The sequence below is a fragment of the Oceaniglobus trochenteri genome, assembly GCF_020529025.1.
GTDB classification, from domain to species: domain Bacteria; phylum Pseudomonadota; class Alphaproteobacteria; order Rhodobacterales; family Rhodobacteraceae; genus Oceaniglobus; species Oceaniglobus trochenteri.
In genome coordinates, this window is sequence record NZ_JACNMM010000003.1 from 279,745 (window position 1) to 292,239 (window position 12,495).

Here is a 12,495-nt window from a genome sequence, read left to right on the forward strand (position 1 = left end):
GCGTGTTTTTGACTATATAGACGCGATATGCCAACGCGAGACGCGTAAGGAAACCCCATGACGCTTGGATCGAAAATCGCCTGGGACGACACTGTCCTGCCCTTTCAGCTTGACCGGTCCGATATTCGCGGACGGGTGGCACGCCTTGACGGCGTGTTGGACAACGTGTTGGAGCAGCACGATTATCCCCCCCAGATCGAGGCGCTGGTGGCCGAGATGGCGCTGCTGAACGCACTGATCGGCCAGACCATCAAGCTGCGCTGGAAACTGTCGTTGCAGGTGCGCGGCGACGGGCCTGCACGCCTGATCGCGACCGATTACTATGCCCCCGGCGCCGATGGCAGCCCGGCCCGCATCCGGGCCTGGGCCAGTTTCGACGAAGACAGGCTGGAGTCGGGCAAGCCCGCCTATGACATGATCGGCAACGGCTATTTCGCCCTTCTGCTGGATCAGGGGCAGGGCAACATGCCCTACCAGGGGATCACGCCGATTGCCGGCGGGTCGCTGGCGGCCTGTGCACAGACCTATTTCGCCCAGTCCGAGCAGTTGCCCACCCGCTTTGCGCTGACCTTCGGGCGCAGCCAGGTGCCGGGCGAAAACGAAAGCTGGCGCGCGGGCGGCGTGATGCTGCAACATATGCCCAAGGCGTCGCCCTCGGTTGCCGGGGATGCCACGGGCGACGAAGGCCTGCTGAACGCCGAGGATATCCTTGACGGCGACGAGGGCGAAAACTGGCTGCGGGCCAATACCCTGCTGGATACCGTCGAGGATATCGAATTGATCGGCCCCTCGGTGCAGCCGACCGACCTTCTGGTGCGATTGTTCCACGAGGAACAACCCCGCGTCTTCGATCCGCAGCCCGTGACCTTTGGTTGTGGCTGCTCATCGGACAAGGTGCGCCAAAGCCTTTCGATCTATTCGGCCCGCGACATCGCCACGATGACGACCGAGGAAGGGATCGTCACCGCCGATTGCCAGTTCTGCGGCGCCCATTACGAGTTCGACCCCAAGACCCTGGGGTTCGAGGCCGAGGTGTCGGATGACGGCAACGCGTGACCGGCTTCTGGCAGCGCTGGAGCGTTCCGGCGCCGCGTCGTCCGATTTCGACCTGAACCCCGGCACCGTCCTGCCGCCCGGCCGCCGTTTGCGGGGGGCGGGGGTGATGGTGCCGGTGATCGACACGCCCGCCGGGCCGCAGGTTATTCTGACCAAGCGGTCCTCGGCGCTGAAACATCATCCCGGGCAGATCGCCTTTCCCGGCGGCAAGATCGACGATACCGATGCCGACGCCACGGCCGCCGCCCTGCGCGAGGCGCAGGAGGAGATCGGGCTGGACCGTGCCAATGTCGAACCGCTGGGGATCCTGCCGCCCCATGAGACCGTGACCGGCTTTACCGTGACACCGGTTCTGGCCATGGTGCGGGAAGAATTCACCGCCCGCGCCGAGCCCGGCGAGGTGGCCGAGGTGTTTCGCGTGCCCCTGTCCCATGTCACCGACCCGGCGCAGTTCACCGTGCAATCGCGTCACTGGCGCGGGGTGCAGCGGCATTACTATACCGTGCCTTTCGGCCCCTATTACATCTGGGGCGCCACGGCGCGGATCCTGCGGTCGCTGGCCGCGCGGATGACATGACCGGGCTTTCGGGCCACTGGCTGCGTCATCCCGGCACGCAGAAGGTGCTGGGCCTGCTGGGGGATGCGGGCCATGGCGCCTACCTAGTGGGGGGCTGCGTGCGCAACGACCTGATGGGCCTGGCGGTGGGTGATATCGATATCGCCACCGATGCCCGCCCCGACCGGGTTGGCGACGTCGCCGAAAGCGCCGGTCTGCGCGTCGTGCCCACCGGGATCGACCACGGCACCGTCACCATCATCGCCGATGGTTTGCCCCACGAGGTGACGACCTTTCGCGCCGATGTTGAAACCGACGGCCGGCACGCCGTCGTGCGCTTTTCCGGCGACATGGCCGAGGATGCCCGCCGGCGCGATTTCACCATGAACGCGCTTTACGCCGATGCGTCGGGGTCGGTCTTCGATCCGCTGGGCGGGCTGGCGGACCTGCGGGCGCGGCGGGTGCGCTTCATCGACGATGCCAGCGCCCGGATTGCCGAGGATCACCTGCGCATCCTGCGGTTCTTCCGGTTCCATGCCTGGTATGGCGATCCGGCCGCCGGTCTGGATGCCGAGGGGCTTGCCGCCTGCGCCGCTGGGGTGGATGGCCTGGCGCAGCTGTCACGCGAGAGGATCACGGCCGAGCTGTTGAAACTGCTCTCGGCGCTCGATCCGGCCCCGGCTATTGCCGCCATGGCGCAGGCGGGCATCCTGAACGCGGTGCTGCCCGGTGCCGACCCCCGCCTGTTGCCGGTGCTGGTGCACCTTGAATGCCTGCCGCCCGATCCGCTGCGCCGCCTTGCCGCACTTGGTGGCGACACCGCGCGCCTGCGCTTGTCGCGCAAAGAGGCCGAAATGCTGGTGCTGCTGCGCGACGGCATGGGCGGGACGGGGCGTCCCGCCGCACTGGCCTATCGCCACGGTGCCACACCGGCCCTGAACATCGCGCTTCTGCGGGCGGCACAGTTCGAAGTGCCCCTGCCCGAAGGCATCGAACACGAGATCGAAACAGGCGCCGCGGCACGCTTTCCCGTCTCGGCCCGTGATCTGATGCCGGAGCTGACCGGTGCCGCATTGGGCCGGCGCCTGAAAGAGCTTGAAACGCGCTGGATCGGGTCGGGCTTCACCCTCACGCGCGAGGACTTGCTGGCCTGAATTGCCTTTGCCCCGGTGGCGGAATATATCCCCCCGAGGAAGGCAATATCCCATGTTCCGCTTTTTTGAAAATATGGTCGATCCTTACACCTCGTACGAGGAGCAGGACGCCCCCCCGACCCGGCTTTGGCCGTTCATTCGTGCCTATTCCATCCCGTTTCGGCGGGTTTTCGCGCTGGCCGCCGTCAGCTCGGTTGTCGTGGCCATCGTCGAGATCGGGCTGATCTGGTACATGGGCCGCGTCGTCGATGTGCTGTCGACCGATACGCCCTCGGCGGTCTGGGCGGCCTATGGGTATGAGTTCATTGCCGTGGCGCTGTTCATCCTGCTGATCCGCCCCATCCTCCAGGCCTTCAACGTGGGCCTTCTGAACAACGCGATCCTGCCCAACTATGGCACGCTTTATCGTTGGCGGGCCCATCGCCACGTTCTGCGCCAATCTGTCGGCTGGTTCGAGAACGATTTTGCCGGGCGCATTGCCAACCGCATCATGCAGACGCCCCCCGCCGCGGGCGAGGTGGTGTTTCAGGCTTTTGATGCCATCACCTTTGCGCTGGCCTATATCGTCGGCGCGGCGATCCTGCTGTCGGGGTCAGATCCGCGGCTGGTGATTCCGCTGCTGCTGTGGCTGGTGCTGTACGGTTGGTTGATGAAATGGACCATCGCGCGGGTCGGACCGGCGTCGCAGGCCGCTTCGGATGCCCGCAGCGCGGTGACGGGCCGCGTGGTGGACAGCTATACCAACATCCATTCCGTCAAGCTGTTCGCGCAGGACGATACCGAGATCGGCTATGCCCGCAGCGCCATCGAAAAGGCCCGCGCCACCTTTGCGGCGGAAATGCGCATCTTCACCACGATGGACGTGGCCCTTGTCACGCTGAACGGTCTGCTGATCGTCGCCGTGGTGGGGTGGGCGATGTATCTTTGGGTGGGTGGCACGGCGACGGTCGGCGTGGTGGCGGCGGCGACGGCGCTGGCGCTGCGGTTGAACGCGATGACCGGTTGGATCATGTGGGCGCTGACCTCGCTGTTCCGCAATCTCGGCATCATGGCCGAGGGGCTTCAGACCATCGCCCAGCCGATCACCCTGACCGACAGCGCCGGGGCAAGGCCCCTGCGCCTGACCGAGGGCCGGATCGAGCTGCGAAACCTGACCCATCACTACGGGCGCGATGCCGGCGGGCTTGAGAACATCTCGCTTATCGTTCAACCGGGCGAAAAGATCGGCATCGTCGGGCGCTCGGGGGCGGGGAAATCCACGCTGGTGAAGCTGCTTCTGCGGTTCTACGACCCGGATGGCGGGCAGATCCTGATCGACGGGCAGGACGTGACCAGCGTGCAGCAGGACAGCCTGCGCGCGGCCATCGGAATGGTGCAGCAGGACAGTTCGCTTCTGCACCGCTCGGTGCGCGAGAACGTGCTTTACGGCAACCGCGACGCGACCGAAGACCAGATGCTGGCCGCCACCCGCCGGGCCGAGGCCCATGATTTCATCATCGACCTGCAAGACCCGGAGGGGCGGCAGGGCTATGACGCGCAGGTGGGCGAACGCGGCGTGAAACTGTCGGGCGGTCAGCGTCAGCGCGTGGCACTGGCGCGGGTGATCCTGAAGGATGCGCCGATCCTGGTGCTGGACGAAGCCACCAGCGCACTGGATTCCGAGGTCGAGGCCGCGATCCAGGACACGCTTTACGGCATGATGGAGGGCAAGACGGTGATCGCCATTGCCCACCGTCTGTCCACCATCGCGGCAATGGACCGGATCGTCGTGATCGACGATGGCCGCATTGCCGAAGAGGGCGATCACGATACCTTGCTGGCGAAGGGCGGGCTTTATGCCCGGTTCTGGGCGCGTCAGTCGGGCGGGTTCATCGATACGGAGGCCGCCGAATGACCACAGCCACATCCCACCGCCTTGCCGGATTGATCGACGCCTTCCGCCCCGCCGACGGCGCACCGCCCCGCACCCTGGGGGCCTTCTTTCGCTGGAACCTTGAAGGGTCGTGGAAGTGGCTGTGGATTGCCGGCCTCCTTTCGGCGCTGGCCGGCACGGCCGAGGTGATCACGGCGATCCTTCTGGGCGCGGTGATCGACGCTGCGCTGGATACCGGCGCCGCCACCTTTTTCCAGGACAAGCTGTGGATGCTGGTGGGCGTCGCGGTCTTCTTCGTCGTGGTGCGCCCGGTGCTGTTCGGGCTTTCGGCGGCCAGCAATGCCATCATCGTCGGCCCGAACGTGAACCCCCTTGTCCTGACCCGGCTGCACCGCTGGACCCTGGGCCAGGCGGTGACATTCTTCGACGACGATTTCGCCGGACGCATCGCGCAGAAACAGATGCAGACCAGCCGCGCCATCACCGACGTGGCGACCGAGGTGATCAACGTGGTCTTCTTCGCACTGGCCTCACTGATCGGGTCGGCGCTTTTGCTGACCACGATCAACGGCTGGGTTGCGCTGGCGCTGGCGATCTGGGTGGTGATCTATCTTTACATGATCCGCTGGTTCATGCCGCGCATCCGCACCCGCAGCATGGCGCGGGCGGCCAGCCGTGCGATGGTGACGGGGCAGGTGGTGGATACCATCACCAACATCAAGACGGTGAAGCTTTTCGCCCATGCCGATCACGAGGACAAGGCCGCCATCGGCGCGATCCGCACCTTCCGTGACCGGGTGATCGCCTTTGGGGTTCTGGCCTCGACCTTCCGGTTTTCGCTGATGCTTCTGGCCGGTATCCTGCCGGTTCTGCTGGTGGGCGGAACGCTCTATCTCTGGGCGCAGGGCACGGCAACGCCGGGCAACATCGCCGCCGCCGGGGCCATCGCGATCCGCATTGCGCAGATGACAGGCTGGGTCAGTTTCACGCTGATGGCGATCTATGCCAACGTGGGCGAGGTCGAGGACGGGATGAACACCCTGACCCCGCCCCACACCCTGACCGACGCGCCCGGCGCCCACGACCTGGAGGCCGACGGCGACATCCGTTTCCAGGATGTGACCTTCGCCTATGGCCGCGAAAAGGGTGGCATCCGCGATGTCGACCTGACAATCGCACGGGGCGAGAAGCTGGGCATCGTCGGGGCCTCGGGGGCCGGCAAATCCACCCTCGTGGCGCTGCTTCTGCGGCTTTACGATGCCGAAGAGGGGCGGGTGACGATCAACGGTCAGGACCTGCGCGAGGTGACACAGGAAAGCCTGCGCCGCAGCATCGGCATGGTCACGCAGGAAACGGCGATGTTCAACCGGTCGGCCCGCGACAACATCATTTACGGGCGGCCCGGCGCCAGCGACGCCGAGATGATCGAAGCCGCCAAGCGGGCCGAAGCGCATGAGTTCATCCTTGATCTTGTCGATTTCAAGGGGCGCACCGGCTATGACGCGCACCTTGGCGAACGGGGGGTGAAGCTTTCGGGGGGGCAGCGCCAACGCATCGCCCTGGCCCGGGCCATCCTGAAGGACGCACCGATCCTGGTGCTGGACGAAGCCACCAGCGCCCTAGATTCCGAGGTCGAGGCCGACATCCAGCGGGCGCTGGACAACGTGATGGAGGGCAAGACGGTGCTGGCCATCGCCCACCGCCTGTCGACCATCGCGCGGATGGACAGGATCGTCGTGCTCGAGGATGGCCGGATCGTCGAAACCGGCACCCATGACGATCTGCTGGAACGCGACGGCATCTATGCCCGCTACTGGAACCGGCAGTCGGGGGGCTTCATCGACGTGCGCGACGCGGCCGAGTGATGCGCCGGGTCATGATCGTCGGTGGCCCCGGGTCGGGCAAAAGCACCTTGGCGCGTGATCTTGGCGATGTGACCGGCCTGCCGGTGTGCCATATGGACCTTATCCATTGGAAACCCGGCTGGATCGAACGGCCCACGGCCGAAAAGCTGCCCCTGATCGGCGCCTGGGAATCGCGCGATGCCTGGATCATCGAAGGCGGGCTGTCCCGCACCTACGAGAATCGCGCCGCACGGGCCGATACCATCATCTTTCTCGACCTTCCCCTGATGTTGCGGCTCTGGCGGGTGGTGCGGCGTCGGATGCTCTATCGTGGCGGGCAGACGCGGCCCGACCTGCCAAGGGACTGCCCCGAGCGGTTGGACGGTGCATTCCTGCGCTGGATCGTGAGTTCCAGTCGCAGGACCCGCCGACGCAACCTCGATCTGCGCGATGGTGCGGCGCATGCGACCTATATCCACCTTCGCTCGGGCGCCGCGATCACGCGGTGGCTGGCGGGGATTGCGGCAGCGCCGTCTGCAGGATAACGGGGCGCCATGGAACACATCATCGAACGACTGGGCCACCATGGCGACGGCATCGCGCCGGGGCCGGTGTTTGCCCCCCGCACCCTGCCCGGAGAGCGGATCGAGGGCGAAGCCGAGAACGGACGCATCGACGCACCCCGCATCCTTGCGCCGTCGCCCGACCGGGTCACGCCGCCCTGCCGCCACTACCGCGCCTGCGGTGGATGTGCCTTGCAACATGCCTCGGACGGGTTTGTCGCCGATTGGAAGGTGGGGGTGGTGCGCCATGCCCTGTCCGCCCAGGGGATCGAGACCGAGGTGGGCGGCCCCGACACATCGCCCGCCAATTCGCGCCGCCGTGCCACGCTGTCGGGGCGGCGCACCAAGAAGGGCGCGCTGATCGGTTTTCATGGCCGCGCCTCGGGGGTGATCAGCGAAATCGACGGCTGCACCCTGCTGCATCCCGCCATCCTGGCCGGGATGCCCGCCTTTCAGGCGCTGGTGGTGGCGGGCGGATCGCGCAAGGGGGAAATGGCGATCACCGTCACCCATTCGACGGCGGGGCTGGATGTGACCGTGCGGGGTGGAAAACCCCTGGATGGCCCCTTGCGGATTCAGCTTTCGGGGCTGGCCGGACAGCACGATCTGGCGCGCCTGGTCTGGGAGGATGACGTGATCGTCGAAATCCGCCCCCCGGTTCAGGTCTTCGGCCCGGCCAGCGTCATCCCGCCCGCCGGTGCCTTTCTTCAGGCCACCGTCGAGGGCGAGGCGGCGCTGACCCGTGCGGTTCTGCGCGCCGTGGGCGATGCGAAACGCGTGGCCGACCTTTTTGCCGGCTGCGGCACCTTTGCCCTTCCCCTGGCCCGCAAGGCCGAGGTGCATGCCGTGGAAAGCGTGGCCGAGATGTTGGCGGCGATGGATCGGGGCTGGCGCCATGCCAAGGGGCTGAAACAGCTGTCCCATGCCACGCGCGATCTGTTCCGCCGTCCGCTTCTGCCCGATGAGCTGGCGAAATTCGATGCCGTGGTGATCGACCCGCCCCGCGCGGGTGCCGAGGCGCAGACGGCCGAAATTGCCCGCGCCGAAGTGCCCGTTGTCGCGGCGGTGTCGTGCAATCCGGTCACCTTTGCCCGCGACGCGAAAATCCTGACCGATGCGGGTTACAGGCTGGACTGGGTGCAGGTTGTGGATCAATTCCGCTGGTCGCCCCATGTGGAGGTTGCGGCGCGGTTTTCCCGTGGCCATATCCCCGGAAGCTGAATCAAGAGGACTTCATGGCATTTCGCGCACGTCTGGCCGCCTTCCTGGAACGTCGGGCCGTCACGAACGGCATTCTGGCGGTGATCCTGTTCAACGCCGTTCTTCTGGGGCTGGAAACCTCGGACAGGGTGATGGGCGCCACGGGGCCGTTGATTCCGGTGCTGGATTCGCTTTGCCTGGTGATCTTCGTGGTCGAGCTTGCGGCCAAGATGATTGCGCAGGGCGGCCGGTTCTGGCGGCGTGGCTGGAACCTGTTCGATTTCACCATCGTCGCGCTGTCGCTGGCGCCAGGGGCGCAGACGCTTTCGGTGCTGCGGGCCCTGCGCATCCTGCGGCTGTTCCGGGTGATCTCGGTCGCGCCCAGCCTCCGGCGGGTGGTCGAGGGCCTTGTTTCCGCGTTGCCGGGCATGGCCTCGGTCTTCCTGTTGATGTCGCTTCTGTTCTACATCGGCGCCGTAATGGCGACCAAGCTGTTCGGCCAGAGCTTTCCCGACTGGTTCGGCGATATCGGGTTGTCGGGCTATACGCTGTTTCAGGTCATGACGCTGGAATCCTGGTCCATGGGCATCGTGCGCCCGGTGATGGAGGTTTATCCCTATGCCTGGATGTTCTTCGTTCCCTTCATCCTGATCACGACTTTCGCGGTGGTGAACCTTCTGGTGGGCCTGATCGTGAACTCGATGCAGGATGCCCACCACTCCGAGGACAACGCCCGCACCGACACCTACCGCGACGAGGTTCTGGCACGCCTTGTGGTGATCGAGCAGATGCTGGAACGCGACAGGGACGCGAAACCGTGATCGCGCCCGCGTGAATACCGGTTCCGACATGGGGTCGTTTTCTGTATAGGTTGGGAAAAAATACAGAGGCAGTGATCGACCATGCGAATCTTCAGATTCTTCATTCTCGTGCTTGGGCTGGCCGCGCTTTCGGCCTGTGGCAGCAGTTCGAAATTCCGCACCTACAACGGCCCCGAGGTGACGCAGATCGTGGTGTTCAAGGGCGAGCGCACAATGCATCTGATGCACCACAGAAAGCGTTTGAAAAGCTACAAGTTCGACCTTGGCTTCGCGCCCGTGGGCCACAAGCAGTTCGAAGGCGACGGCAAGACGCCCGAAGGTGTCTATTTCATCGACCGCCGCAATCCCGAAAGCCGGTTCCACCTGTCCATCGGCCTGTCCTATCCCAACGAACGCGACCGCGCCTTCGCCGAGGCCATGGGCCAGAAGCCGGGGGGCGACATCTTCATCCATGGCCGCGGGCCGTTCTATAACCTGAAGAAGAACCGCAAGCCTGACTGGACATGGGGCTGCATCTCGGTGTCGGACCGCGAGATGGAGGAAATCTATTCGATGGTGGCGACGGGAACGCAGATCGTGGTCATGCCCTGACCACGATGGGCCGGCACCTTGTCAGGTGCCGGTGATCAGCGTCCACCAGATCTTGCCGTTGGGTTCCTGGAACCAGGCAAAGCCAAGCTGACGGGCCTTCGGGTCGGTCAGCACGTTGCGTGTCGAGGGTTCGTTCGACCAGGCGGCCAGGGTCTCAAGCTCGGTCTCGAAGGTTTCGCTGATGTTTTCGCCCAGAAGCTTGCCGGTGTAACCGACGCGGCGCACCCGGTCGATAGGCGAAGACCCGTCCGAACCGAAGTGCCAGGGGCGGTTCTGCACCGACATGTCGCGCGAATGGGTGGCGGCGGCGGCGTTCAGCTCGGCGTTCAGTTGCAGGGGAACCGCGCCTGCGGCCTGGCGCAGGGCATTCACCGAATCCAGCATCCGGAACTGGATCGCGGCCGTGTCGGCATCATTGATGCGATACAGCTTCGACAGGGGCTTGCCGTCGCTGCCCAGACGGGGCGGAGCAACCGGCGTACAGGCGGCCACCACAAGGGCGAAGGGAAGCATGAGGGCAAAGCGACGATTCATCAACGGGATCACCTGGGTTTAAATTCTGCCACCCGGACTTATAGGCAATCGTCCGCCGGTTCAAACCCCGTGGTGCCGGCCGGGTGGCGTGATCGCGCCGGTTTGAATTGCGGAAAGGCGGGAACAGCGTTAAAAAACGGCAGATTCACCGAGAATTTGGGACAGCAGGGGCAAACCATGTCGCAGGGTCACGAAAATATGTTCAACCGCCGCCGGTTCCTTAGCACCGCGGCCGCCGCAACGGGCGTACTGGCAACGCCGGCGCTGGCACTGGACAACAGCACCGAATACCTTCCCCCGGCGACGACGAATCGTCGCAATGCCTCCAGCTTCCGGTCGCTGGATTGGCAGCCCTATTTCAACAATCTGACCAACGGGGCGATATTGGTCGATATCACGTCACGCGCCCTGCATTTCTGGACCGAGGACGAATCGGTCTACAAGCTGTACCCGACTTCGGTGCCTCTGACCGACGATCTGACACGACTGGGCCGTACCGAAGTGGTGCGCAAGGTCGAAGGGCCGGAGTGGCGCCCGACGCCGTCGATGAAGGAACGCAACCCCGAATGGCCCGATTTCGTGCCCGCCGGGCCGGATAACCCCTTGGGAACACACGCTTTGTATCTCAGCTGGACCTATTATCGCATCCACGGAACCCACGATACCCGCAAGATTGGCCGTCGATCATCCAATGGATGCATCGGTCTTTACAATGAACATATCGCCGAACTCTTCGGTATGGCCAAGCACGGTACACAAGTGTTGCTTATTTGACGAAACTCTGGCGAAACAGCCCCTTAGAACGATAACTCACATTTGCATCACTCCTCCTTTACTGCTTAAAGAATAGTACGAGGTACAGTCTTGGGTGCCTGCTGCCGTCCTCAATAACCCTCGGCACCAGGCGATACTGGAGGATTTAAAATGAAGAAACTCGCACTCGCCGCCGCTCTGTCGGTTGCTGCCACCGGCGCAATGGCCGGCGGTCTGGCCCCCGTGGTCATGGAACCCGCAGTCATCGTCGAAGAAACCACTTCTTCGTCGGGCGGCATCGTTGTTCCGCTGCTGCTGCTGGCCGTGATCGTGGCCGTGGCCGTTTCCGACTAATTCGTCGAAACGACTATCGAATCAAAAACGGCCGGAGAGATCCGGCCGTTTTTATTTTGTCCGGTGGCTGGTGTCAGGCGATCCAGCCCTTTAAGTTCTCCTCGATGACCGCCGACAGTGCCGCGATATGCGCATCGTCATCGTTTAGGCAGGGAATGTAGGTGAAGCTTTCGCCACCCGCGTGTTCGAAACTCTCGCGGATCTCGCCGTTGATCTCTTCCAGGGTTTCGATGCAATCGGCCGAAAAGGCGGGTGAAATCACCGCGATCCTTTTCGTGCCCGCCTTGGCCAGGCGCGCCACCTCATCGACGGTATAGGGTTTCAGCCATTCCTCGGGGCCGAACAGCGACTGGAAGGTCGAGTTGATGCGGCTTTCGTCCCAGCCCAGCCTTTCGCGCAAGAGGCGCGTCGTCTTCTGGCACTGGCAATGATAGGGGTCGCCCTCGGTCAGGTAACGCTGGGGCATTCCGTGGTAGGAGGCGACCAGAAGATCGGGTTTCACCTCCATCGCGCCATAGGCCCGCTCCACCGATTGGGCCAGGGCCTCGATATAGGCGGGATGGTCGAAATAGGCCGCGGCGGTGCGCACGGCGGGTTGCCATTTCTCGGCCATCAGCGCGCGAAAGAACTGATCGTTCGCGGTGGCCGTGGTGGCCCCGGCGTATTGCGGATAAAGCGGGAAGAACAGGATCTTCTGACACCCTGCCGCGACCATGGCCCGCACCTTGGACTTGGTGGAAGGATTGCCATAACGCATGCAGTAATCCACCATCACGTCGTCGCCATAGCGGGCCTTCATCGCCTCGGTGATCTTCGCGGTCTGCGCCTTGGTGATGGTGGCCAGGGGGCTTTCGCCCTTGTCGTGATTCCAGATCGACTTGTAATTCGCGCCCGAGGTGAAGGGCCGTTTGCTGAGGATCACCAGTTGCAGCAGCGGCTGCCATTTCCACGGCGCATAGTCGATCACCCGGCGGTCGGACAGGAATTCGTTCAGATATCGGCGCATCGACCAGTAATCATAGTTGTCTGGCGTGCCGAGGTTGGCCAGCAATACCCCGACACGGCCGGGCGGAACCCGGGGGTGATCCTTGGGGGCATGGGCCGGGCACACGGCATCCGGCGCGGTGAGCATGGGTGTGCCGTCGGTCAGTTTGGCATCCGACATAGGTATATCCCGATCCGTGAAAGAAACGTTT

General features: G+C 64.3%; 13 protein-coding genes. 11 read left to right on the plus strand and 2 right to left on the minus strand.

Annotation, left to right across the window (positions count from 1 at the left end; all coding sequences use genetic code 11):
- Positions 1-57 precede the first annotated feature (57 nt).
- The 9 genes from hslO to H7828_RS05700 all read left to right on the plus strand — a co-directional run bounded on the left by hslO (position 58) and on the right by H7828_RS05700 (position 9,658).
- A complete protein-coding gene (hslO, locus tag H7828_RS05660) occupies positions 58-1,056 on the plus strand; it encodes an Hsp33 family molecular chaperone HslO (RefSeq protein ID WP_226780033.1) in 999 nt (332 codons plus the stop codon).
- A complete protein-coding gene (locus H7828_RS05665; protein WP_226780034.1) occupies positions 1,040-1,633 on the plus strand; it encodes a CoA pyrophosphatase in 594 nt (197 codons plus the stop codon). The genes hslO and H7828_RS05665 overlap by 17 nt, the downstream gene beginning before the upstream one ends.
- Positions 1,630-2,766, plus strand: a complete 1,137-nt coding sequence (locus H7828_RS05670) for a CCA tRNA nucleotidyltransferase (RefSeq protein WP_226780035.1) — start codon at positions 1,630-1,632, stop codon at positions 2,764-2,766. The genes H7828_RS05665 and H7828_RS05670 overlap by 4 nt, the downstream gene beginning before the upstream one ends.
- A 52-nt stretch (positions 2,767-2,818) precedes the next feature.
- Positions 2,819-4,660 carry an ABC transporter ATP-binding protein gene (locus H7828_RS05675; RefSeq protein ID WP_226780036.1) on the plus strand — a complete coding sequence of 614 codons (1,842 nt, stop codon included), beginning with the start codon at positions 2,819-2,821 and terminating at the stop codon, positions 4,658-4,660.
- Entirely contained in the window at positions 4,657-6,504 is a 1,848-nt protein-coding gene (locus H7828_RS05680; protein WP_226780037.1) for an ABC transporter ATP-binding protein, read from the plus strand. Before H7828_RS05675 ends, H7828_RS05680 begins: the two co-directional genes overlap by 4 nt.
- On the plus strand, positions 6,504-7,028 hold the full coding sequence (locus tag H7828_RS05685; protein ID WP_226780038.1) for a P-loop NTPase family protein: 525 nt from the start codon (positions 6,504-6,506) through the stop codon (positions 7,026-7,028). The genes H7828_RS05680 and H7828_RS05685 overlap by 1 nt, the downstream gene beginning before the upstream one ends.
- Before the next feature lie 9 nt (positions 7,029-7,037).
- Positions 7,038-8,267, plus strand: coding sequence for a class I SAM-dependent RNA methyltransferase (locus H7828_RS05690; RefSeq protein ID WP_226780039.1), 1,230 nt, complete (start codon positions 7,038-7,040; stop codon positions 8,265-8,267).
- Positions 8,268-8,281: 14 nt separating this feature from the next.
- Positions 8,282-9,067, plus strand: coding sequence for an ion transporter (locus tag H7828_RS05695; RefSeq protein ID WP_226780040.1), 786 nt, complete (start codon positions 8,282-8,284; stop codon positions 9,065-9,067).
- Between the two features lie 81 nt (positions 9,068-9,148).
- Positions 9,149-9,658, plus strand: a complete 510-nt coding sequence (locus tag H7828_RS05700) for a L,D-transpeptidase family protein (protein ID WP_226780041.1) — start codon at positions 9,149-9,151, stop codon at positions 9,656-9,658.
- Between the two features lie 21 nt (positions 9,659-9,679).
- Here H7828_RS05700 and dalA read toward each other — a convergent pair whose 3' ends face one another.
- Entirely contained in the window at positions 9,680-10,192 is a 513-nt protein-coding gene (dalA, locus tag H7828_RS05705) for a divisome-associated lipoprotein DalA (protein ID WP_226780042.1), read from the minus strand.
- A gap of 177 nt (positions 10,193-10,369) precedes the next feature.
- On the opposite strand from dalA, the gene H7828_RS05710 reads away from it, so the two are divergent.
- Positions 10,370-10,966 carry a L,D-transpeptidase family protein gene (locus tag H7828_RS05710; protein ID WP_226780043.1) on the plus strand — a complete coding sequence of 199 codons (597 nt, stop codon included), beginning with the start codon at positions 10,370-10,372 and terminating at the stop codon, positions 10,964-10,966.
- A gap of 150 nt (positions 10,967-11,116) precedes the next feature.
- Positions 11,117-11,299 (plus strand): hypothetical protein, encoded by a 183-nt coding sequence (locus tag H7828_RS05715; protein ID WP_226780044.1) that lies wholly within the window; start codon positions 11,117-11,119, stop codon positions 11,297-11,299.
- 73 nt (positions 11,300-11,372) lie between these two features.
- Here the strand turns inward: H7828_RS05715 and hemH are convergent, their stop codons facing one another.
- Positions 11,373-12,464, minus strand: coding sequence for a ferrochelatase (gene hemH / locus H7828_RS05720; protein WP_425354935.1), 1,092 nt, complete (start codon positions 12,462-12,464; stop codon positions 11,373-11,375).
- Between the last annotated feature and the right edge of the window lie 31 nt (positions 12,465-12,495).